At 71.6% G+C, this 21943-nt stretch carries 17 protein-coding genes; 12 read left to right on the forward strand and 5 right to left on the reverse strand.

What is annotated here, in order from left to right; translation table 11 throughout:
* Window positions 1-195 precede the first annotated feature (195 nt).
* The 7 genes from KYK13_RS31100 (at window position 196) to KYK13_RS31130 (ending at window position 6643) form a co-directional block, all read left to right on the forward strand.
* Window positions 196-861, forward strand: a complete 666-nt coding sequence (locus KYK13_RS31100; protein ID WP_223637130.1) for a serine protease — start codon at window positions 196-198, stop codon at window positions 859-861.
* Window positions 862-981: 120 nt separating this feature from the next.
* Window positions 982-1266 (forward strand): hypothetical protein, encoded by a 285-nt coding sequence (locus KYK13_RS31105; protein WP_223637132.1) that lies wholly within the window; start codon window positions 982-984, stop codon window positions 1264-1266.
* 148 nt (window positions 1267-1414) lie between these two features.
* The gene (locus KYK13_RS31110; RefSeq protein WP_223637134.1) at window positions 1415-1795 is read left to right on the forward strand and encodes a response regulator; all 381 of its coding nucleotides are present in this window, start codon (window positions 1415-1417) and stop codon (window positions 1793-1795) included.
* A gap of 164 nt (window positions 1796-1959) precedes the next feature.
* Window positions 1960-3615, forward strand: a complete 1656-nt coding sequence (gene pruA / locus KYK13_RS31115; RefSeq protein WP_223646850.1) for an L-glutamate gamma-semialdehyde dehydrogenase — start codon at window positions 1960-1962, stop codon at window positions 3613-3615.
* A gap of 4 nt (window positions 3616-3619) precedes the next feature.
* The gene (locus KYK13_RS31120) at window positions 3620-4468 is read left to right on the forward strand and encodes an aldose epimerase (protein ID WP_223637136.1); all 849 of its coding nucleotides are present in this window, start codon (window positions 3620-3622) and stop codon (window positions 4466-4468) included.
* A 50-nt stretch (window positions 4469-4518) separates the two neighbouring features.
* A complete protein-coding gene (locus tag KYK13_RS31125; protein ID WP_223637138.1) occupies window positions 4519-6120 on the forward strand; it encodes a sigma 54-interacting transcriptional regulator in 1602 nt (533 codons plus the stop codon).
* 79 nt (window positions 6121-6199) lie between these two features.
* Window positions 6200-6643 (forward strand): hypothetical protein, encoded by a 444-nt coding sequence (locus tag KYK13_RS31130; RefSeq protein ID WP_223637140.1) that lies wholly within the window; start codon window positions 6200-6202, stop codon window positions 6641-6643.
* 357 nt (window positions 6644-7000) lie between these two features.
* Here the strand turns inward: KYK13_RS31130 and KYK13_RS31135 are convergent, their stop codons facing one another.
* From KYK13_RS31135 to KYK13_RS31145, 3 genes are all read right to left on the reverse strand, one after another.
* Complete coding sequence (locus KYK13_RS31135) at window positions 7001-7615, reverse strand: hypothetical protein (RefSeq protein WP_223637142.1); 615 nt, start codon at window positions 7613-7615, stop codon at window positions 7001-7003.
* Window positions 7616-7707: 92 nt separating this feature from the next.
* A complete protein-coding gene (locus tag KYK13_RS31140) occupies window positions 7708-11313 on the reverse strand; it encodes a serine/threonine-protein kinase (RefSeq protein ID WP_223637144.1) in 3606 nt (1201 codons plus the stop codon).
* A gap of 197 nt (window positions 11314-11510) precedes the next feature.
* Window positions 11511-12698, reverse strand: coding sequence for a cytochrome P450 (locus tag KYK13_RS31145; protein WP_223637147.1), 1188 nt, complete (start codon window positions 12696-12698; stop codon window positions 11511-11513).
* A gap of 86 nt (window positions 12699-12784) precedes the next feature.
* Between KYK13_RS31145 and KYK13_RS39135 the strand changes: the two genes are divergently transcribed.
* Both KYK13_RS39135 and KYK13_RS31155 read left to right on the forward strand, forming a co-directional pair.
* Window positions 12785-13813 (forward strand): hypothetical protein, encoded by a 1029-nt coding sequence (locus KYK13_RS39135; protein WP_304504066.1) that lies wholly within the window; start codon window positions 12785-12787, stop codon window positions 13811-13813.
* 109 nt (window positions 13814-13922) lie between these two features.
* Window positions 13923-14549, forward strand: a complete 627-nt coding sequence (locus tag KYK13_RS31155; RefSeq protein WP_223637150.1) for a glutathione S-transferase family protein — start codon at window positions 13923-13925, stop codon at window positions 14547-14549.
* 6 nt (window positions 14550-14555) lie between these two features.
* Here KYK13_RS31155 and KYK13_RS31160 read toward each other — a convergent pair whose 3' ends face one another.
* Window positions 14556-15482, reverse strand: a complete 927-nt coding sequence (locus tag KYK13_RS31160) for a S9 family peptidase (RefSeq protein ID WP_223637153.1) — start codon at window positions 15480-15482, stop codon at window positions 14556-14558.
* A 408-nt stretch (window positions 15483-15890) separates the two neighbouring features.
* On the opposite strand from KYK13_RS31160, the gene KYK13_RS31165 reads away from it, so the two are divergent.
* From KYK13_RS31165 to KYK13_RS31175, 3 genes are read left to right on the forward strand one after another with little or no spacing between them, the layout of a single operon-like run.
* Window positions 15891-17180 (forward strand): O-acetylhomoserine aminocarboxypropyltransferase/cysteine synthase family protein, encoded by a 1290-nt coding sequence (locus KYK13_RS31165; RefSeq protein WP_223637156.1) that lies wholly within the window; start codon window positions 15891-15893, stop codon window positions 17178-17180.
* Between the two features lie 4 nt (window positions 17181-17184).
* The gene (locus tag KYK13_RS31170; protein ID WP_223637159.1) at window positions 17185-18522 is read left to right on the forward strand and encodes an alpha/beta fold hydrolase; all 1338 of its coding nucleotides are present in this window, start codon (window positions 17185-17187) and stop codon (window positions 18520-18522) included.
* The gene (locus KYK13_RS31175; RefSeq protein WP_223637162.1) at window positions 18519-21032 is read left to right on the forward strand and encodes a bifunctional aspartate kinase/homoserine dehydrogenase I; all 2514 of its coding nucleotides are present in this window, start codon (window positions 18519-18521) and stop codon (window positions 21030-21032) included. Before KYK13_RS31170 ends, KYK13_RS31175 begins: the two co-directional genes overlap by 4 nt.
* A gap of 22 nt (window positions 21033-21054) precedes the next feature.
* On the opposite strand, the gene KYK13_RS31180 is transcribed toward KYK13_RS31175, so the two are convergent.
* Window positions 21055-21873: a transglycosylase SLT domain-containing protein gene (locus KYK13_RS31180; RefSeq protein ID WP_223637164.1), complete on the reverse strand. Its 819-nt coding sequence runs from the start codon at window positions 21871-21873 to the stop codon at window positions 21055-21057.
* Window positions 21874-21943: the final 70 nt, after the last annotated feature.

Raw genomic sequence — 21943 nt, forward strand, 5'->3', positions numbered from 1 at the left:
CCTCCGGGACATCCGAGCAGGTGCACGCTCTAGTCCTATTCTCTGTTTCACCGCCTCGCTGGAACAAACGCCACGGGTCGCCTGGATGCCTGCTGGGGAGCCACTTCCCCGCCCGCCCCCCCGACACATCCGCGCGCATGCACACCGTTGCCTCGGGCCCCGGGCCCGTCGCCCGGCGAAGGAGGAGGAAGCGGCATGCGTGCATGGAAGTGGGGCGGTGCCACGGTGGCGCTCACGGCCGTGACCGCCTGGATGGCCTGCGGTCAGTCCGGGAGGGGAGAAGCCGAGGGCCTGGCGAAGGCGGCGGCAGCGACGGTGACGCTGGGCGAAGGACACTGCGCGGGCGTGGTGGTGGGCCAGGGCCGCCACGTCCTCACGGCGGCCCACTGCGTCGCGCCGGACGCGGGCGAGGAGCGGACGAACTTCGAGGACGGCCGTCAGCTGCGCGGCCGCTTCGTGTTCGTGGATCGCGGCCGGGACATGGCGGTGCTGGAGCTGGAGGCGAGGGCGCCGGTGGCCCCGCTGGAGGTGGCCGAGGGGCTGCCCATCCCCGGCGCCATGCTCGTCTTCACCGGACGGCACGACCGGCCCGGCGAACCGCAGCGGGTGATGGTGGAGCGCTGGGGCCGCTGCCCGTCGCTGCCGGGCGTGCCCAACGCGCTCTTCACCACGATGCACGGCGCCCCGGGGGATTCCGGTGCGCCGCTGGTGGACGACCGGCTGCGCGTGGTGGGACTGGTCCACGGCGGCGCGCGGTGCAGCATCGCCGCGCCCACCGGGGACATGGCGCCGGAGGTCCAACGCCTGGCGCAGGAGGATGCGCAGCCGCTGGCCCGCCGGCCGGCTTTCGCGCCGCACTGACGCGGCCGGACGGCGCACATCGCCCTGCTCGCCCCCGGACGGCCGGGCAGGCGGCCCCCGCACGCGCCGTCATTGCCCGGGTGCGCCAGCGCATCCCACCTTCCTGTCGGAGGTGACACCATGGCTTCGGACAAGGACTCCAAGAACTTCCAGCCGCGCAACCGGGGACAGCTGGAGGACGCGCAGGACCGCGACGCCGCCCAGCTGGCCCGCGAGCGCTCCCGCGAGGCGGCCCGGGAGGACGAAAACCCCAGCCCGCTGAAGGAGACGCGCTGGGAGGCGGAGGTGGAGCGCGGCTCGGAGTGGCTGGACCAGGAGGTGCCCGAGCGCGAGGCGCGGGGCGACGAGGAGCCGGACTCCGAGGTTTCCCGCAGGGGGCTCGTGAACCCACCTCCCGAGGATTAGGGCGCTGGCGACGAACCCGTGAGGGGGTGGCCTTCGTGAATTCCCACGGGTGAAGGGCGACCTCTTGCCCGGTGCGCACGGCGGGGGGATGCTGTGCCCCGCCGTTCCCCCAGCCGTCCGTGGTTGTCTCCCCGGGAGTCGATTCACCGTGAAGCCCAAGGTCCTCATCGTGGAGAACTCCTGGACCATGCGCGAGACGCTGCGGCTGCTCTTGTCGGGTGAGTTCGACTGCACGGTGGCGGCGGATGGGGAGACGGGGCTCGCGCATGCGATTGCGCAGCCGCCGGACGTGCTCCTGTCGGACGTGAACATGGAGGGCATCGACGGCTACGAGCTGTGCCGCCGCGTGCGCGCGGAGCCCTCGCTGGCGCACCTGCCCGTGGTGTTCGTCAGCGGCTACCCGCCGCGCTCGGACCTGGAGCCCGGGCAGCCGCAGCCGGACGCGTACCTGGTCAAGCCGGTGAAGCCGCCGTACCTCATCGCGCAGCTGCACGCCGTGCTGCAGCGCGCGAGGGGCGCCACCGCCTAGGCCCGCGGGCGAGCGCCGGGCCGGACGCCCGCCGGACAGGCGCCGCTCAAGGCGCGGGGCCTGTTGTCTCGGCGAAGACGCGGCATGCTTCTGTCACTGACCTGGGCCACGGGGAGGGCTATACCTTGCCCGAACTTCTCTTCCTCTCGACCCGAGGTCCTCGCGTGCTCAACGCCTTCCCCCGCGTCCCGGCTCCCAAGAACGAGCCCGTCCTCTCCTACGCCCCCGGCACCCCGGAGCGCGCGGAGCTCCAGTCCACGCTCAAGCGCATGAGCGGGGAGCGCATCGACATCCCCGTCGTCATCGGGGGCAAGCACGTGAAGTCCGGCAAGACGGACACCGTGCGCATGCCGCACCGGCACCAGCACGTGCTGGCCACCCTGCACGAGGCCGACGCGGGCCACGTGGAGCAGGCCATCCAGAACGCCATGAGCGTGAAGGAGGACTGGGCGCGGATGCCCTTCCACGCGCGGGCGGCCATCTTCCTGCGCGCCGCGGAGCTGCTCGCCACGCGCTACCGCCCGCTGCTCAACGGCTCGTCCATGCTGGGCCAGTCCAAGACGGCGCACCAGGCGGAGATCGACGCGGCGTGCGAGCTCATCGACTTCCTGCGCTACAACGTCCACTTCGCGAGTCAGATCCTGGCCCTCCAGCCGGAGAACTCCGCGCAGACGTGGAACATGACGGACTACCGGCCGCTGGACGGGTTCGTCTTCGCCATCGCGCCGTTCAACTTCACCTCCATCGCGCTGAACCTCTGCGTGTCGCCCGCGCTGATGGGCAACGTGGTGCTGTGGAAGCCGTCCTCCACGCAGGCCCTGAGCGCGTGGTACAGCCTGGAGCTGATGCGCGAGGCGGGCCTGCCCGACGGCGTCATCAACATGCTGCCCGGCGACGGCCCCACGGTGGGCAACCCGGTGCTGGCGAGCCCCCACCTGGGCGGCATCCACTTCACCGGCTCCACGCCCACGTTCAATCACCTGTGGAAGACGGTGGGAGAGAACATCGGCCGCTACAAGCAGTACCCGCGGCTGGTGGGTGAGACGGGCGGCAAGGACTTCATCTTCGCGCACCCGTCCGCGGCGGACGACCTGGAGGCGCTCGCCGTCGCCATCGTGCGCGGCGGCTACGAGTACCAGGGCCAGAAGTGCAGCGCGGCCAGCCGCGTCTACGTGCCGGAGTCCCTGTGGCCCAAGCTGAAGTCGCGGCTCCAGGCGCTCATCGGTGAAATCAAGATGGGCGACGTGGCGGACTTCCGGAACTTCATGGGCGCGGTCATCGACGAGCGCTCATTCAAGAAGGTGTCCAGCTACATCGAGCTGGCGAAGTCCGGCAACGACGCGAGCATCGTCGCGGGCGGCGGCACGGACAAGAGCGAGGGCTGGTTCGTGCAGCCCACGCTGGTGCAGTGCAACAGCCCGCGCCACCGCATCATGACAGAGGAGATCTTCGCGCCGCTGGTGGGCGTGTACGTCTACCCGGACGCGAAGCTCGAGGAGGCGCTGAAGGAGTGCGACCAGTCCGCGAGCTACGCGCTCACCGGCGCCATCTTCGCGCGCGACCGCAAGGCCATCGAGCAGATGATGAGCGGCCTGCGCAACGCGGCGGGCAACTTCTACATCAACGACAAGCCCACGGGCGCGGTGGTGGGCCAGCAGCCGTTCGGCGGCAGCCGCGCGTCCGGCACCAACGACAAGTCCGGGTCGATGATCAACCTGTTCCGCTGGTCCAGCCCGCGCACCATCAAGGAGAACTTCGCGCCGCCGGTGAAGGTCCCCTACCCGTTCATGGACAGCGACCCGAAGGAAGGGGCCCTCTAGTCCCATGAGCGGACCGTTCCCGGGCATCGCGGGGCTTCAGACGTATGCGCTGGAGGACGGCGGCTGCCGCGTGGAGGTGATTCCCACGCGCGGCGCGCTCGTCACGCGCATGGTGGTGGATGGCGAGGACGTGCTCTATCTGGACGAGGGCACCGTCGCAGACCTCACGAAGAACGTGCGCGGGGGCATCCCCGTGCTCTTCCCCATCGCCGGCCCCCTGCCCGGGGACACGTATCCGGCGGACCGCAAGGCGTACACGCTGCCGCAGCACGGCTTCGCCCGGAAGCTGCCGTGGACGGTGCGCCAGGCGGAAAGGTCGCTGCTGGTGCTGGGGCTCACGTCGTCGGAGGAGACGCTGCGCCAGTACCCGTGGGAGTTCGACGCGCAGCTGGCGTTCTCGCTCACGGGCCGGCGGCTGACGCTGGACTTCGACGTGGAGAACCGGGACACGCGGCCGCTGCCGCTGCACCTGGGCTATCACCCGTACTTCCGCGTGCCGCAGGGCAACAAGGCAAAGGCGCGCGTGGAGACGGACGCCACGCACGCGTGGGACAACCGCGCGAAGCACGAGGTGCCCTTCACCGGGCTGGACCTCACGGCGCAGGAGGTGGACATGCACCTGCGCGACCACTCGGCGCCGGGCACGGTGCTGGAGCGCGGGCCGGGCCTGACTCCCGTGAAGCTGTCGTGGAGCCAGGAGTTCCGCCTGCTCGTCGTGTGGACGCTGCAGGGCAAGGACTTCGTCTGCGTGGAGCCGTGGACGGCCGCCGCCGGGGCGCTGGCCACCGGCGAGGGCCTGTTGCACGTGGCCCCCGGTGAGCGCGTGTCGCTGGCGTTCGACATCGAGGCGTAGGGCTTCGAGGCGTAAGCGGGGACGCGGGTGGAAGCGCTAGGCTTGGGGGAATGGCCCCTCCAGGCACCGGCGACCTCCCTCGCCCCGTCGCGACCGCGGACCTGTCCACGGCCGATGTGTCACGGCCCCAGGGGCCGCGCCCCGCATCGCGCTCCATTCCGGCGCTGACCCTGGTGTCGCATCCCACGGCCCGCCGCGCCGGGGAGCGGCTGCTGCTCCACGGGCTGCTCGCGGGTCGGGAGGTCGCCGTGTCGCGCAACGCGCCGGACTTCACCCGCCCCGGAGAGCCGCTGGGGCTCCCCCTGGGTGACCCGTTCCTGAGCCGCAAGCCCGTGCGCTTCCTCCCCTCGGGCGGGGGCGTCCGCGTCATCGTCGACGGGGCGGGGCTCTGCACCTGCGCGGGCGAGCCACTCCAGGACGGCCGCGAGTTCGGCCCCGACGCGCTGGCGCGCGGTGTGCCGCTGGAGTTCGCGGGCCGGGTGGTGGTGCTCCTGCATCAGGTGCCCTCCACCGAAAGCCAGACATCGGCCTCGCTGGGCATGGTGGGCGGGAGCGCCTTGCTCCAGGCCGTGCGCCAGGGCATCGAGCGCGTGGCGGACCTGGATGTGCCCGTGCTCATCCGGGGCGAGACGGGCACGGGCAAGGAGCTGGTGGCCCAGGCGCTCCATGCGCAGGGCCGGCGCAAGGGCCCCTTCGTCAGCGTCAACCTGGGCGCCCTCCCCAAGGAGCTGGCCGCGTCGGAGCTCTTCGGCAGCGTCCGGGGCGCCTTCACCGGAGCCCAGCGCGACCGCGAGGGGTTCTTCCAGGCGGCCCGGGGCGGCACGCTCTTCCTCGACGAGGTGGGCGAGGCATCCCCCGAGGTGCAGGTGCTGCTCTTGCGCGTGCTGGAGACGGGGGAGATGTATCCGGTGGGAGCCAGCCGGCCCGTGGCCACACAGGTCCGCCTGGTCGCCGCCACGGACGCGGACCTGGAGGCGCAGATCGCCGACGGTCGCTTTCGGGCGCCCCTGCTCCACCGGCTGGCGGGCTATGAGCTGCGATTGCCGCCGCTGCGCGAGCGCCGGGAGGACATCGGGCCGCTGTTCTTCCACTTCGCCCGGCAGGAATTGGAGGCATTGGGGGAGGCCCGGCACCTGGCGCCGGAGGATCCGTTTGCTCCGCCGTGGCTGCCCGCGGCGCTGGCGGTGCGTCTGGTGTTGCATCCGTGGCCGGGGAACATCCGCCAGCTGCGCAACGTGGCCCGGCAGCTTGTCATTGGCGCGCGGGGCCAGCGCTGTCTGGACCCTGACGTCCTGCTGCCCCAGGAGCCTCCGCGTCCCGTGGTGGCCCCGGTCCCTGCGCCTCCGCTGGAACAGGAAGGTGTCTCACGCCGCAAGTCCACGGACGTGGGTGAGCAGGAGATGCTCGCGGCCCTGCGCGCGAATGCGTGGGACGTCCGGAGGGCCGCCCAGCACCTGGGCATCGCGCGCTCCTCGCTCTACGACCTCATCGAGCGCAGCCCCAGCCTCCGCCTGGCGGGAGACCTGAGCGAGGAGGAACTCACCCGCTGCTTCCACGCGTGCCAGGGGGACCTGGACGAAATGGTCAAGCGATTGGAGGTCTCCGGGAGGGCCCTGCGCCGGCGCCTGCGGGAGCTGGGACTGGTGGAGTGAGCCGCTGTATGGGCTGGCATTGCTCTTGAATCAAGTGGGCACGCTTCCGGAAGCTTCTCCGGACCGCTTGGAGACCCGCATGCCAGACCCCTCGGTGAAAATCATCTCCGTGAACTTGACGAACAACGACTGGAAAGAACCACTCTTCGAAGAGAAACTCTCGGCCACCACGGGCGGGACGGCGCTGTTCCAGTTCATCGTGACGGTGGCACCGGAACTCTCGGCACCTTCTGTTCACCTCCAGATCTCCGGCATGGACCTGCCTCCTCTCCCGACCCCGCGCCCCTTACAGCTGCCCGACGGGCAACGCTTGTATCAATTTGAGCGGGGCACTCTTTCCGGAGACAGCAGGACGCCGAAGAAATACACGTACACGTTCCACGTCACTCCGGCCCGCAATGGCGGGAGTGGCTTCGAAGCCTCGCAGGCCTCGTCGGGCCCTCTGGGTGATCAGCCCCGGCTCGGCACCGGGACGATCGAGGTCTCCGGAGGCCTCACGGATGAGGAGCCCCCGGAGCGGTGACTGAAGGCGGGATGCCATGCGCTGGCGGCGCTCCCGCCGGCGCATGGGCACCTGCCACCCGCGCCTCCTGAAGCGCTTGGATGGCGCCTTCGATGCGCAGCATGGAGCCCCTGATTTCCTGCCGCTGTGCATCCAGGGCCCGCAGCATCTGCTCGCCTCGGGAGAGTTCTGCGTGGAGCCCCTTCAACCGCTCCTCCAGCCATCCCGACAAGGAAGCGTTCGGTGAAGGGTTCGGGGCGGGCGCGGGACGGGGATGTTCAGACATGGCGGCCTCGGGAGGCAGGGGGCGGAATGAAGCAGGGGACGTGAGGGCCCGGGCACCCGGGACGCATGCCCCGGCCCTCGCTCACGGCCGCCTTACAGGGCGTACAGGATCCCCGTGCTCGCATCCACGAACAGCGTCTGCAGGTTCGCGTTGCCCGGGGCGTTGCGAGCCGAGGGGATGCCCTTGATGGTGAGCGAACCGCCTTGGATGGAGACCGCGCCGTTCACGGACAGGCCGGTGGCGCGGACGGTCCCGTTGACGTCCAGCGCCACCTGAGGGAGGTTCGTCCCGATTCCCACCAGGCCCCCACTGGTGATGCGCAGGCGCTCCATCAAGGCGTTCGTGTCGAGGCCGGGATTCTTCGTGCTGAAGATCAGGTGCGACGAGTAGGAGCCATCGTCCTCGGCGGTGATGCCGCCGGTGGGGGAGACCTTCCCATTCTGGGCGGCGTAGGTCTGGAACTGCAGGTTGACCTTGCAGGTCTCCCCTCCGTGCAGGTTCTGCAGCAGGAGCTGCGTGGGCTGGCCCTGCTCGCCGAGGTCGGGGGATGTGCTGACCACGTGGAGCATGGCATACGGGTTGTCGGTCCCGATGCCGACGTTGCCCGACTTGGTCAGCGCGAGCGAGCTCTTGTTCTCGCTTTCATCCATCACGTACTGCGCACTCGTCCCCAGGTGCTGCGCTACCGCCAATTCATTGGTCGCCATGGTGCTCTTCCAAGGAGGCTGGGTTTGCGTTTCACGCGGCCTCGTTGCGCGTGCTGGAGAGCAATGCAGTCGACATGCCACCTGCTGGACACTCAGGGGCGCCGTGCGGTGGCGAGCGGCCCGCTCCACTCGCGCGTGAGGTTGGGATTGCGCGCGAGCGCCTCTTCCAGCTCCTGGAGGGCCCCGGTCCTTTCGGCGGCCGCCCCCGCGCTCCATTGAAGCGTGGCCCGCAGCGCGTGAGCCGCGGCCAGGTCGGGGCGGGCCCTCAGGGCCTCTTCCGCGAGCCGCTGCCCCTGCTGGAGCCACGCGCCCACCGGGTCTCCGGCCCGCCTTCGCGGCTCCAGAGCGCGCAGGTAGAAGAGCCCGGCCTCCAGGCGGTAGTCCGACTCCTCTGGCGCCAGCGCGAGGGCCTTCTCGAAGCAGCGCACCGCCTCCTCCCATGCGCCCTCCGGACGCGCGCCGCGCCGCGTGCTCCAGCGCACCTGGAGCTCCCGGAGGTTACCGGACTGAAGCCACAGTTCCGCGTCCTCGGGGTTCTTCTCCAGCGCGGCCTCGATCTCCTGCCGGGCCCGCGCGAGCTCGCCACCGGGGTCCGTTCCCTGCTCCAATTCGAAGCGCGCCTGGAGGACGTGCGCGGTGCCCAGCACCCCCCGCAGCCAGGTGGCGCCCGGCATCCGCTCCAGGGCCTGGCCCACGGCCTTCACTGCCTCGCGCACCGCCGGGCGGGGGTCCTCTCCGCGCGCGAGGAGGTACTGGCCCCGGCGGATGAACAGCGCGCCCAGGTTGGACCAGGCGAAGCCCTGGGCCGGCGCGACCGCGATGGCCTGCTCGAACGAGGCCCGGGCCTCTTCCAGCATGGGGAACGGGTCCTGGCCCTCGTCCCAGCGCTGCTCGGCCCGCAGGAGAAGCACCACGCCCCGGGCGTTGTGGAGGTTGGGGATGCGGGGGTTGATGGCCAGCCCCTGCCGGTATTGCTCCAGGGCCGCCTCCAGGTCGGGCCCCATGGGCTCGCCGCGGTTGCGCTTGCGGCGGGCCAGCTGTTCGTGGACCTGCCCCGCGTAGAAGTACGGCACCACGTGCTGGGGGTTGAGCGTCCGGGCCTGCTCGAGCACGCGCGCGGCCTCCCCCAGGTCCTCCTCCGCCCGGGGATTTCGCGGCAGCGAGGCCCGGGCGAAGAGCGCGCCACCCAGGTTGATCCAGTCCTCCGGGACGCGCGGGTCGCGCGCGATGGCCGCCTGATAGGCGCGGATGGCCTGGCCCCGGTGCTCCTGGGAGTCCACACCCAGCGAGTCCTCGTGGTCCGCCCACGTCTTGAACACGAGCCCCAGGTCGCCGTGGTAGGCGCGGTCCCGCTGGGGCTCGGGGATGCGCTCGAAGAGCGCGGCGGCCTGGCCCAGCAGCTCGCGCGGGTCCTCGCCCCGCTCGACGCGGTAGCGCGCCTGGAGCCAGGTGGTGCGCGCCAGGTTGAGCAGGGCCTCCGCGTCCCCGGGCGCCACCGCCAGGGCGCGGCGGGCGGCATCGAGCGCCTGGCCCAGGGGCTCCAGGCCCACGTCCCCCTGGGGGAGCTGGTGCTCGGCCAGGCGGTGATTCACGCGCGCCAGGCGGGTGAGGCACGCGGCGTCGTCCGGCAGCACGGCGAGGCAGCGCGAGAGGGCCTCCCGCGCGCGCTGGTACGCGGGCACCACGTCGCCCTTGCCGTACAGCTCCATCACCATCGCGGCGTTCTCCAGCTCCGCCAGGGCGCGGTACACGGCGGGCTCGCTCTGCGCGGTGTCGGCGGCGGCGGCGTAGGCCTTGCGCCCCGCCTCGAAGTCCTCGCGCGCGCCCTCCAGGTTCCCCCCATTCCAGCGCTGGAAGGCGCGGGCCTCCAGGATGTCCCCGCGCAGCAGAGGGGCCTCGTAGAGCCAGGGCCGTGCGCGCACGACGCCCTCGAGCAGGCGCAGGGCCTCCTCGAAGCGCCCGTCGTAGAAGGCGACCCGCGCCGCCCCGTACTCCGCGGACTCCATCCGGGCGCCGGCGCTGCGCTGGAGCCACGCGAGCGCCGGAGCGCGGTGCTGAAGCTCCGCGTCGCGCGTGGCGGCCTGCCGCTGCTCCGGGGTGCGCAGCCGTTGCGACTCCACCAGCAGCCGCTGGTAGCGCTGCCCATGGGCCAACGCCAGGGCGTATGCCACCCGGGGCTGCTGGAAGCCCCCGTCCCACGCGGCCTGGAGCCGCTCGAGCGCCCGCACCTCGTCCCCGAGCGCGAGGTGCCCCCGCCCCAGCGCGTACCGCCCGGGGCCAAGCGCCGCCGGGCCCGCTCGCTCGACCTCGGCCTCCAGCTCCAGCAGCTGCTCCTGGAGCTCCCGGCGGTCCTGGCGGACGTCGTGCAGGCGCGAGAGCGCGGAGTAGCGGGCCAGGGATTCGAGGGCCTCCACCTTCTCCGTGAAGCGCTGGACCCATTGCTCACGCCGGGCGGCCTCCCGGCGTCCCCAGGCGCCCCAGCCCAGCGCCACCGTCACGGCGAGCAGCCCCGCCCCGCCCACGGAGGCCAGCACCCGGTGCTTGCGCAGCCGCTTGCGCAGCGCATGGCCAAAGGCGGTGCGCGCCCGCACCGGCTCGCCCGCGAGGAAGCGCTCCAGGTCCTCCGCCAGGGCGCGCGCCGAGTCGTAGCGGGCGTCGCGGTCCTTTTCCAGGCACTTGAGGGTGATGGCCTCCAGGTCCACTGGCAGCCCGGGCACGATGCGCCGGGGCGAGACGGGCTCCCAGGTGGCGATGTGGCCGAGCACCTCCAGGCCGTTGTCGCCGGGAACGGGGAACTGGCCGGTGAGGAGGAAGTAGAGCGTGGCGCCCAGGCTGTAGACGTCCGCGCGCCGGTCCAGCCCGCTCACCTCGCCGCGCGCCTGCTCCGGGGCCATGAAGTGGGGCGTGCCCAGCACCGTCCCGGAGGCGGTGACGGAGGCCTGGAGTTCGCGCGCCAGCCCGAAGTCCATCACGTAGGGGCGCAGGGCCCCGTCCTCGGCGCGCTCCACCAGGATGTTGGAGGGCTTCACGTCCCGGTGGATGAGCCCCACGCGGTGCGCTTCGTGAAGCCCCAGCGCGGCCTCACGCAGCACCAGGGCCTTCTGCTCCACGCTGAGCGCGTTCACCAGCGCGCCCAGCGGCTCGCCGTCGATGTACTGCATGGCGATGAAGACCCGGCCCTCGACGTGGCCGACCTCGTACACCTGGCACACGCGCTCGTGCTTCACCCGGGCCTGGGCGCGGGCCTCGGAGACGAAGCGGTGGGTGAGCGCGGCGTCCTCGTCGCGCACGAACTTGAGGGCCACCTGGCGGTGCAGCCGCGGGTCCCACGCGAGGAACACGCGCCCCATTCCGCCCTGCCCCAAGAAGCGCAGGGGCTGGTAGCGCTCCCAGCCAGGCAGGGGGAAGGCCTGGATCTCTGGCGACCTCGGGGCCCGCGACGTCCTTCCAGCCGCCGGATCGACGGTGTGGGTCTCCTCGGCGCCGATTCCCACCACGGGGGGCGGCGCCCGCACCACGGGGGGCGCGTCCAGCAGCGAGGCCAGGGTCTGCTCGGACAGCGCGCCCCGCTCCCGGAGCAGTTCCAGCGGCCGCCTTCCCAGCCGCAGCGCCTCCTCCCGCAGGACCCGCGCCTCCTCCCGGCTCACCAGTCCTTCATCGATGGCCAGCCAGAGTTCCGATTCGAAGTCGTGTTCCATGGGGGGCGGCGGGCGTTGGGGACCCGGCTGGCGGCGGAGTATGGCGCCCGCACCGAAGGGACGAGAAGAGCCCCCGGCCGCCGGACGGTCGGCGGCTGTCGGCGACCGTCGGCGGCCCCGAGGCTGCCGGAGCGTGCGCCCATGGCCTGAAGCCATGGACTGGCACCCTGCTTGCTCAGGGTCTGGCCCCGCGCGCCTCAGGCGTGCGGGATGAGGGGCATCGTCAGCGGGCCGCGCACGGTGAGGGAGGTGTTCCACTTCACCGGGCCCGTGGGCGTGAAGCGCGTGAAGCGGGACAGCAGGACCTCCAGGCCCACGCGCGCCTCCAGCCGGGCCAGCGGCGCGCCCAGGCAGAAGTGGATGCCGTGGCCGAAGGGCATGTTGTTCACGCCCTCGCGGTCCATGTCGAAGGTGTCCGGGTCCTTGAAGCGCTCGCCGTCGCGGCACGCGGAGCCGACCATCAGCGCCACGCGCGCGCCCTCGGGAATCACCACGCCCGCGACCTGCGTCTCCTTCGTGGTGACGCGCACGAGTCCATGCACGGAGGGCTCGTAGCGAAGCACCTCCTCCACGAAGCGGCCCACATGGGACGGGTTCTCACGCAGGCGGGTCACCAGGTGCGGCTGCTCCATCAACAGGCGCACGCTGTGGCTGACGAGCTGCACGGTGGTCTCCAGCCCCGCCACCACCAGGAGGAAGAGGAAGCTCATCACCTCCGCGTCGGAGAGCGCCTCGCCGTCCACGCGCGACTTCACCAGGTCGGACACCATGTCGTCCTGCGGGTGGCGGCGGCGCTCGGCGACGACGTCGGACAGGTAGTCCTCCATCTCTCGCACCGTGGCGCGGATGGAGTCGTGCCGGTGGGTGTCCTTCTCCGTCGTGCCGGACACGCTGGACAGGTCCACCGACCAGCGCTTGTAGCGGGCCGTCATGGTGGGGTCCAAGGCGAACAGCTCGCCAATCACGCTCGCGGGCAGCGGCATGGCGAAGGCGTCCACGAAGTCCACCTCGCGCTCCGGCGTCAGCCGCTCCGCCAATGATTGCGCGAAGCCGCGGATGCGCGGCTCCAGGCGGTTCACCGCCGCGGGCGTCCACGCGCGGCTCACCAGCGTGCGCAGCCGCATGTGGTGCGGCGGGTCCATGACGATCATCGACTCGGAGAAGGGGTTGTGGCCCAGCCACGGCGGCGCGGTGGTGGTGCGCACTCCGGCGGAGGAGAAGACCTGCGGGTTCTTGAAGGCCGCCGCCACGTCCTCGAAGCGCGTGATGGCCCACAGGCCTCCGGGCTCCACCTGACACACGGGCGCGTTGCGCCGCAGCTCCGCGTAGACGGGGTAGGGATTGGCCCGGACTTCCGGCGCCATCAGGTTCACGCGTTCAGTCATGGAAGAATTTCCTTTCCTGATTGGAAATCTATACCCGCTATACTCGCTGCTGAACAGAGGCGCCGCCTCCCCTCCTTCGAGTCACCATGTCCCGCTTCGTCCTCGCCGCCGTCCTCGCCCTGGGCTTGTCCGCGTGTTCCGACGACCCCGATGAAGTCACGCCTGACTCCGGCACCCACCCCACCACCGACGCGGGCCACGACGCGGGCTCGGACGTGGACGCCGGCACGGACGCTGGGACTGAGGTGGATGCGGGCACGGACGCGGGCACGGATGCCGGGATGGACGCGGGGACGGACGCCGGGACGGATGCCGGGACGGACGCAGGCACGGGCAGCTCGCACGGCTCCGGGAAGCTCGCGTGCCGCAAGACCGGCACGGTGAACACGGACGCGGGCACGCTGACGTACTGCGTGTCCCAGGTGGGCGCGACGGAGGTGAAGTACATCGAGCCGAAGCAGGGCATCACGCCCGGGCCCATGCGGCTGGCCATCTACCTGCACGGTGACGGCGCGCTCACATACACCGGCTCCAATGGCGGAAGCCCTCGCTCGCTGTTCACGCACGGCGGCTGGACCTACGGGCACAACACGCTCTACGTGACGGCGCTCGCGCCCAACAAGTGCGCGTGGTGGACGGTGCCGGAGCGCACGGACTGCACCACGGACGCGCCGGTGGAGGCGCGCGACCTGGAGGGGCGGAACGCGGCGGAGCTGGTGTCGCTCATCGAGGCGCTGCGCAAGGGCTGGGACATCCAGGACGGCCCCATCCTCTTCGGCGGTTCGTCGGGCGGCTCCATCGAGCTGACGGCCAGCTTCCTGCCCCGCTACGGCGACCGCTACCCGGGCATCTACGCGCTGAGCTGCGGCGGTGAGAAGCCGTGGACGGGCAACATGGACTGGGACGCGTCGAACGCGACGCTGCGCGGCGGCACGAGGTTCTACTTCACCTACGGCGACCAGGACTTCCTCTACAACGACATCCAGGACGCGAAGGCGTACTTCGGCGGGCTCCAGTTCCCGGTGAGCGACAAGGTCATCCCCGGCGCGGCGCACTGCGCGTTCGACCAGGTGGGCCGCGTCACGGAAGTGTGGAACGAGGCCACCGCGCAGTAACGGCGGCCTCCCCCGCTCCGCTTCTCGCGGTGATTCCATCGCAAGAAGCGGAGTGCGCGGGACCCATTAAGCCCCTAGCGTGAGGTGCATCCTCTTTTCCGGAGTCCGGATGCGCCTCTACGACTATCTGCCTTCCGCGAACGGCTACAAGATCCGCACGCTGCTCGCTCAGCTTGGAATCGCATACGAGCTGGTGCCGGTGGACATCTTCGCGGGAGAGAGCCACACGGCGGACTTCCACGCGAACAAGAACCCGGACGGCCGCATCCCGGTGCTGGAGCCGGAGCCGGGACGGTTCCTCGCGGAGTCCAACGCCATCCTGTTGTTCCTGGCGGAGGGCACGCGCTTGCTGCCCGAGGACCGCTTCGCTCGCGCGCAGGTGCACCAGTGGATGTTCTTCGAGCAGAACACCGTGGAGCCGAACCTCGGCACCGCGCGCTTCTGGCTCCTCACCGGCCGGCAATCGCCACAGTCGGAGGTGCTCCGCAATCGCGTGCAGAACGGTGAGCGCGCGCTGGGTGCGCTGGAGCGTCACCTGGGCAAGCACACGTTCCTGGTGGACGAGCGCTACACCGTCGCGGACCTCTGCCTCTTCGCGTACACGCACCTGGCGCCGGAGGCGGGTGTGGACCTGGCGCCCTACCCGTCCGTGCGTGCATGGCTGGAGCGCGTGAAGGCCCAGCCCGGCTTCCTGGGCCCCGTGCCGCCCTACTCCGCGAATGCGCACGTGCGCTGACGCGGTCTACTCATGTTCCGCGGCGACGGCCGCGCGGACCTCCGCGTCCGTGAGCCGCACCGCGGGCGCCTCCGCCTTCGCCTCCATCAGCCGCTTCGCCAGCACCTCCGTCACCGGCGCGAGCACGCTGAAATGCGTGGCGCCCGGCACCGCGAGGAACGACAGCGGCGCGCCCTTCGCCGCCACGCGCAGCGGTTCGAACGCGTCCATGTTTCCGTGGTCCGAGCCCTCGATGACCTGCGTGGGCACGCGCAGGTGCTCCACGTAGCTCACCGGGTTGCGCAGCCACAGCTCCGTGCCCCGAGCCCGCCCCAGCAGCGGCACATAGGGCGCGTACTCCGACACGTCATGCACCGGGCCGAACACGTAGGCACCCTTCAGGCGCGGTGACAGCACCGCCGCCATCAGCGCCATCGTCCCGCCCGTGCTGTGCCCCGCCACGTAGACGCGCGCCGGGTCCACGTCCGGGCGCTGCGCCACGAAGTCGATGGCGGCGACCACGTCGTCCACCTCGCCCAGGAAGTATTCGCACGCGCCCGGGTTGTCGTTGGACCCGCGCAGCGACGGCAGCATCAACACGAGCCCCGCCTCGCGGAAGGCCCGCGCGCTCTGATCATTGCTCCGGGGCGACGGAGCCCACGCGAGGCCGTCGATCCCGAAGTCCATGCCACCGTGGAGCCACACCACCGCCGGCCGCTTCGCGCCCTCGCGCACCGGCGTGACGTAGGCCGCGTTGCTGCCCAGCGGCGCGGGATAGCGCACCAACTCGAAGAGCTCCTTCGGCGGCGTGGGCGCGGGAGCACGCCGCGCGGGCTCTACCTTCAACTGGGTTTGGAAGCCTTTTCGCAGGTTCACGGACGTGGGCGGCGCGGGCTTGGAGCACGCGGCGAGAAAGAGACTGGCCAGCAGGGCATGGCGGGAGGAGGACTTCATTCTGGGGATACGCAGGGAATCCGTGTCACGGGCCCGCGACATGCGCACGCTGCTTCCGGAGGGTGGCTTGACAGCTCGTGGCATCGCGTCTACTTCTTCTCGCAGAATGTTCGTCACCTCCGCCATGTGCATGTGTTCGATGCCTGTTCCGGGTGGGCCCTTGCCCGCCGCGGTAGGCTGACGCACAGCCTGCCCCTGGCGAGCCAACCGGAGCCCACCCACCCGCGAGGGTCGGTGGGCTTCGTCGTTCCGGGCCTCCGCTCTCGCATCCCTGCCGAGGAGCGTCGCAGCGCCCACTGAAGTCCTGAAGTCCTCCCCGCCGCCCGCAGTGCCCTGACGTCCCCACCACCCGTCTGCCTTCACGCACGCGCGTTCCCTCCGGAGCGACGCGAACAGGAGTCCCTTGCCATGAGCACGCCCAACGAACGTCCGCTGCACCCTGACACGCTCGCGCTGCACGCCGGCTATTCGCCCGACCCCACCACGGGCTCGCGCGCGGTGCCCATCTACCAGACCACCAGCTACCGCTTCCGCGACGCGGACCACGCCGCCGCGCTCTTCGGCCTGAAGGAGTTCGGCAACATCTACACGCGCATCATGAACCCCACGACGGATGTCTTCGAGAAGCGCATCGCCGCGCTCGAAGGGGGCGTGGGCGCGCTCGCGGTCGCGTCCGGACAGGCCGCGCAGACGCTGGGCATCCTCAACATCCTCAAGACAGGGGATGAAATCGTCTCCGGCGCCAGCCTCTACGGCGGCACGTACAACCTCTTCAAGGTGACGCTCCCTCGGCTGGGCATCACCACGAAGTTCGTGGACGCGGGCAACCCGGACGCGTTCCGCCAGGCCATTGGCCCGAAGACGAAGGCGCTCTACCTGGAGTCGCTGGGCAACCCGCGCCTGGACGTGCCGGACTTCGACGCCATTGGCGCCGTGGCGCGCGAAGCGGGCCTGCCCCTCTTCGTGGACAACACCGCGCTGTCTCCTGCCCTCTTCAACCCGCTGAAGCACGGCGCGCACATCGTGCTGCACAGCGCGACGAAGTACATCGGCGGGCACGGCACCTCCATTGGCGGCGTCATCGTGGACGGCGGCAACTTCCCCTGGGAGAACGGCCGGTTCCCGGAGCTGACCGAGCCCAACCCCGGCTACCACGGCCTGCGCCTGCGCGAGGCCTTCGGGCCCGCGGCCTACATCCTCAAGGCCCGGCTGGAGGGCCTGCGCGACATCGGCCCCGCGCTCAGCCCCTTCAACGCGCACGCGTTCATCCTGGGCCTGGAGACGCTGCGGCTGCGGCTGGAGCGTCACTCGCAGAACGCGCTCGCGGTGGCGAAGTGGCTGAAGCAGCACAAGAAGGTGGAGTGGGTGCGCTACCCGGGGCTGGAGGACGACCCCTCGTTCCTCAACGCGAAGAAGTACCTCCAGGGCGGCTTCGGCGGGCTCGTCACCTTCGGCGTGAAGGGCGGCCTGTCCGCGGGGCGCAAGGTGATTGATGGCGTGAAGCTGTGGAGCCTGCTCGCGAACATCGGCGACACGCGCTCGCTCATCATCCACCCCGCGTCCACCACGCACGAACAGCTCACCCCGGAGGAGCGCGCCAGCACGGGCGTCACCGACGACCTGGTGCGCCTGTCCGTGGGCCTGGAGCACCTGGACGACATCGTGGCCGACCTCGATCAGGCCCTGAGCGCGGTCTGACGCCATGCGACCCGTGAGGCCTGGCCAGGAAGTGCCCCCGCGCGCGGAGACCCCGCGCGTCTTCGACCTGTCGCTGCCGGACCTGCCGCTGGAGGCCGGCGCCCGCGTGGCGCCCCACCTCGTGCGCGGCTGGTGGTGGGGGCCCCCGGAGGACCTCGCGTGGTTGCAGTCCCGCGCGCGCGTGCATTCCGACGAGGCGACGCGCGAAGGCCGGCTGCGCGTGGTCCGGAGGTCCGCCTCCGAGCTGCGCGACGCCGCCACCGACGCGCGCCGCACCGGCCCCCGACGCGCACCGGACGCGGTGCCCACCGTGCTGCTGGTGCACGCACTCACCGGGGACATGAACGCCGGAGGTGAAGGCGGCTGGTGGGCGCCCGTCATCGGGCGTGGAAGGCCGTTGGATCCGACGCGCGTGCGGCTGCTGTGCTTCAACAACCTGGGCTCCTGCTACGGCACCTCCGGCCCCGCGGACGAGGGCTTCCCGCTGCGCACCGACGACACGCGCTTCGGCCCGGCGCCGGTGCTGCCCAAGGGCGACCTGCGCCTGGATGAGCGCAGCCTGCCCGCGACCATTACGCCTTGGGACCAGGCGCGCTCCATCCTCACGGCGCTGGACGCGCTGGGCGTGGACGAGGTGGCGCTCGTCATCGGCGGTTCGCTGGGCGGCATGGTGGTGCTGTGCCTGTCGGCGCTCGCGCCGGAGCGCTTCCAGCGCATGGTGCCCATCGCGACGGCGGAGGCCGCGTCCGCGTGGGTGGTGGGTTGGAACCACGTGGCCCGGCAGGCCATCCTGCTCGACCCCGAGTATCCCGAGTCCCCGAGGCGCGGCCTGGAGCTGGCGCGCCAGTTGGCGACGCTCACCTATCGCGCGGAGGCCGGACTGGAGGCGCTCCAGCCGAGGCCCCAGGCCTGGTCATCGCGCGCGCTGTATCCGGTGGAGAGCTACCTGGAACACCAGGGCCGGAAGCTGGAGGCGCGCTTCGACGCGCGGTCCTACCTGGCGCTGCTGGGCGCCATGGATCACCACGACCTCTCGCGCGTGCCCACGCCCAAGGGAGGTCCCGGCGTGGACCGCATTCGCGCGAGCACGCTCGCCATCGGCATCGACCGGGACGTGCTCTTCCCGCCCGAGCACATGAAGAACCTCTCCCGGCGCCTGCGCGCGCAGGGACTGCATGCCGAGTACGCGGCCCTGTGCAGCGCGCACGGCCACGACGGCTTCCTCATCGAATGGGACGCGCTCGCGCCCCTGTTGGTCCGCGCGCTGGCCCTGCCTCCGGGCGTGGGCCGCGATGCCCGCCTTTCCTCCCTTGCCGGCGTCCGCGCCCGGAAGACTTCATGACCGCCCCAGTGAGCATCACCCGCTACGCACCGTTCCTCCTCGACACCGCCCAGGGACTCGCGTCCGTGGCCACGCACCTGTCTCGCCGCGACGCGGGCACCACGCGCGCCGCCATCGTGTCGTCACCGCCCTGGCTCGTCACGGGGCTGGAGTCCGCGCTGTCCATCGCGTTGAAGGGCAACTCCTCCCTGGCCCGGCAGGAGCTGGATGGCCTGCTCGCGCGGGGCCTGCTGATGCTGGAGGAGGCGGAGCGCCGGCTGGGCGCGCCCCCGGGCTCCACGTCGGTGGAGGCGGACGGCACTCGCACGCTGGCATCGCTGCTGGAGCCCGCGCGCCGAGCACTGGATGGCGCCAGCCTGGTGCGTGAACGGCGGCCCGCGCTGGAGGACGTGGTGCGCGGCACCGGCGAGCGGCTGACGGCGGCGCTGCTGGCGAAGCTCTTGGGTGCGCGCGGCGTACCGTCGCTGGAGGTGGACGCGGCGGACTGGACGGTGACGGACGGAGAGCCCGGGCACGCGCGCGTGAACCGCGAGCACACCCGCTCCCGGGTGGCGACGCTGCGGCCAGCGTGGGAGGGACGGCTCACGTTGCACGCGGGTGGCCGGGGCACGTCGCGGGATGGGCGCTCCACGACGCTGGGCGTGGAGGGCGCGGACGAGACCGCGGCGGTGCTGGCCGTGCTGCTGGGTACGCCGCTGACGCTGTGGACGGACGTGCCCGGGGTGATGACGGCGGATCCGCTGCACGTGGCGGACGCCCGGCCGGTGCCGCACCTGAGCTACACGGAGGCGCTGGAGCTGGTGTACCTGGGCCTGCCCACGCTGCACCCGCGCGCGCTGTCCACGCTGCGCGACGCCGACATCCCGCTGCGCGTGCGCCACCTGCAACAGCCGGATGAACCCGGCACGCTCATCGACGTGCGCGGCGCGGGCAACGGCAGCGTGCCCACGTGCGTGGTGTCCCTGGAGGACCTGGCGCTGCTGGGGCTGGAGGGCGGCACGGAGGAGGCGGCGCGGCCGGTAGGGCCTCGCGCGTTGCAGGCCCTGGAGGCCGCGGGCATCGACGCGTGGATGGCGGCGCAGTCGTCTCCGGGGCGCTCGGTGGCGGTGGTGCTGCGCAGGGCGCACGCGGCCCGGGCGGAGGAGGTGCTGCGGCGCGAGCTGGCCCCGGAGCTGGAGCGCGGCGCCTTGCAGCCGCCCCAGGTGCGCGCGCCGGTGACCCAGGTGGCGCTGGTGGCGGAGGCCATGGGCCAGGGCGCGAACGTAGCGGGACGGCTGTTCCAGCCGCTGGGCGCGCTGGGCATCAACGTGCGCGCCATCGCGCAGACGGCGAGCGCTCGCTCCATCTCGTTCATCGTGGACGGGGCGGAGACGGCGCTGACGGTGCGTACGGTGCACGCGGCCTTCCACTTCGCGCACGAAGAGGTGAGCCTGCTGGTGCTGGGCCATGGCGTGGTGGGCAGCCAGCTGCTGGAACAACTGCGCACGCTCCAGGAGACGCTGGCGCAAGGGCACGGCATCCAGCTCAACCTGGTGGGCCTGGCGGACAGCCGGCGGGTGCTCTTCTCACCGGAGGGCATCCCGCTGAAGCAGTGGCGCGAGCGCATCCAGTCCGTGCCCGAGGGCGCGTCGCCGCCCGTGGTGCGCGCGCTGCTGGAGCCGCTGCGCCGGCTGCCGGTGCCGGTGCTGGTGGACTGCACGGCGGCGGAGGGCATGGAGGCGCTGTACCTGGAGGCGCTCCGCAGCGGCATCCACGTGGTGGCGGCGAACAAGAAGCCGCTGACGCAGCCGCTCGACGTGTGGGAACGGCTGCGGAGCACGGCGCACCTGAACCACCGCGCGTACCACTACGAGACGACGGTGGGCGCGGGGCTCCCGGTCATCCAGACGCTGAAGGACCTGGTGCGCACCGGGGACCGGGTGCACGGCGTGGAGGGTTCGTTCTCCGGGACGCTCGGGTACCTGAGTCAGCAGCTGATGGACGGGGTGCCGCTGTCGAAGGCGGTGCGCACCGCGCGCGAGAAGGGCTTCACGGAGCCACATCCTCGCGAGGACCTGGCCGGCACGGACGCGGCGCGCAAGGCGCTCATCCTCGCGCGGGAGCTGGGACTGGAGCTGTCCCTGGAGGACGTGGAGGTGGAGCCCTTCGTCCCGCACGAGTCCCTGGAGGAGGCGGACGTGGAGCGCTTCCTCACGGGGCTGGAGAAGCTGGACCGGACGTTCACCTCGCGCATCGAGGGGCTGCGCGCGGAGGGCAAGGTGCTGCGCTACCTGGCGCGCATCGACCCGGCGGCGAAGGACGGGCGCGTGCTGCGCGTGGGCCCGGTGGCCGTGGCGAAGGAGCATCCGGCGACGCGGCTGCGCGGCTCGGAGGCGTTCGTGGCCTTCTCCACGGAGCGCTACGCGGACTACCCGCTGCTGGTGCAGGGCGCGGGCGCGGGCGGGCCTGTCACGGCGGCCGGCGTGCTCGCGGACATCCTGAAGATTGCCCAGAACCTGCGGGGGCGGTGAGCCCCCGCGCCTGGCCAGCGGCTCAGTAGCCGACGTAGCCGCTGCCGCCGTTCATCGCCTGGATGCCCGGCGTGTTGGACACGGAGCCGTAGCGGTCCACCGCGTAGCGCACGGCCGCGACGATGTTGTCCACCGGGTTGCGGATGTTGTCGTGGCCCGGGACCTTGAACGCATCGAAGGTCGACTGGATGGTCTGCATCAGGCCGATGGAGGGGTGGCCATCCTTGGCGTTCTGGTCCGTGAGGTTGATGGCGTTGGGGTTGCCGCTGGACTCGTGCTCGATGATCTTCGCGATGTCCTGCGGGTTCATCTTGTCCGTCGGGACGCCGTTGGCCTTGAGGATCTCCATGGCCTGCTTGATCCAGTCACCCACCTGGCCCTGCGGGACCTCGCCCCCCACCGAGTCGGCCGACTGAGCGCCGCCGGCCTGGGACGCGTCACCCGCGTCGAACGAGTCACCCGCGTCGAACGAGCCACCCGCGCTCGACGAACCCTCCACGCCCGCCGCATCGCCCGCGCTGGACACGCCCGACACCGCATCGGCGCCAGCCGCGCCGCCCGCGGAGGCGGCGCCAGCCATCTGGCCCTGGAGCAGCTGGACGAGCTGCTGCATCTGCTTCACCACGTCCTCCAGCCCCTCCGCGAACTGCTTCCACTGCGCGCCCTTCGAGGGGCCCGCGCTGAAGCCGTCCTGCTGGAACGGGGACACCCGGCCCGAGCCCGGCTTCGGGCAGTGGCCGCCCTGCACGCGGGCGCCGGACACGGCATCCGGGCGGGAAGCGAAGTCCTGGGAGGGGACGCGGAAGGAAGCGGAGCGGGCGGACGTGGGCGAGATGGCCATGGGGATTTCCTCGAGAGCGGGAGTGCGTCTGACGAGGACCCCCTACAGCAGGGGCCATGCCAGCCCACGG

It is taken from the genome of Corallococcus sp. EGB (genome assembly GCF_019968905.1).
In the GTDB taxonomy this organism is placed as follows: Bacteria; Myxococcota; Myxococcia; order Myxococcales; family Myxococcaceae; genus Corallococcus.

What these genes read in the sequence shown, in the direction of transcription:
- KYK13_RS31135 (WP_223637142.1), bottom strand. Translation starts at nt 7,615, where the DNA reads ATGGCGACCAATGAATTGGCGGTAGCGCAGCACCTGGGGACGAGTGCG.
- KYK13_RS31160 (WP_223637153.1), bottom strand. Translation starts at nt 15,482, where the DNA reads ATGAAGTCCTCCTCCCGCCATGCCCTGCTGGCCAGTCTCTTTCTCGCC.
- KYK13_RS31130 (WP_223637140.1), top strand. Translation starts at nt 6,200, where the DNA reads ATGCCAGACCCCTCGGTGAAAATCATCTCCGTGAACTTGACGAACAAC.
- KYK13_RS31180 (WP_223637164.1), bottom strand. Translation starts at nt 21,873, where the DNA reads ATGGCCATCTCGCCCACGTCCGCCCGCTCCGCTTCCTTCCGCGTCCCC.
- KYK13_RS31125 (WP_223637138.1), top strand. Translation starts at nt 4,519, where the DNA reads ATGGCCCCTCCAGGCACCGGCGACCTCCCTCGCCCCGTCGCGACCGCG.
- KYK13_RS31165 (WP_223637156.1), top strand. Translation starts at nt 15,891, where the DNA reads ATGAGCACGCCCAACGAACGTCCGCTGCACCCTGACACGCTCGCGCTG.
- KYK13_RS31170 (WP_223637159.1), top strand. Translation starts at nt 17,185, where the DNA reads ATGCGACCCGTGAGGCCTGGCCAGGAAGTGCCCCCGCGCGCGGAGACC.
- KYK13_RS31155 (WP_223637150.1), top strand. Translation starts at nt 13,923, where the DNA reads ATGCGCCTCTACGACTATCTGCCTTCCGCGAACGGCTACAAGATCCGC.
- KYK13_RS39135 (WP_304504066.1), top strand. Translation starts at nt 12,785, where the DNA reads ATGTCCCGCTTCGTCCTCGCCGCCGTCCTCGCCCTGGGCTTGTCCGCG.
- KYK13_RS31105 (WP_223637132.1), top strand. Translation starts at nt 982, where the DNA reads ATGGCTTCGGACAAGGACTCCAAGAACTTCCAGCCGCGCAACCGGGGA.
- KYK13_RS31120 (WP_223637136.1), top strand. Translation starts at nt 3,620, where the DNA reads ATGAGCGGACCGTTCCCGGGCATCGCGGGGCTTCAGACGTATGCGCTG.
- KYK13_RS31175 (WP_223637162.1), top strand. Translation starts at nt 18,519, where the DNA reads ATGACCGCCCCAGTGAGCATCACCCGCTACGCACCGTTCCTCCTCGAC.
- KYK13_RS31100 (WP_223637130.1), top strand. Translation starts at nt 196, where the DNA reads ATGCGTGCATGGAAGTGGGGCGGTGCCACGGTGGCGCTCACGGCCGTG.
- KYK13_RS31140 (WP_223637144.1), bottom strand. Translation starts at nt 11,313, where the DNA reads ATGGAACACGACTTCGAATCGGAACTCTGGCTGGCCATCGATGAAGGA.
- KYK13_RS31145 (WP_223637147.1), bottom strand. Translation starts at nt 12,698, where the DNA reads ATGACTGAACGCGTGAACCTGATGGCGCCGGAAGTCCGGGCCAATCCC.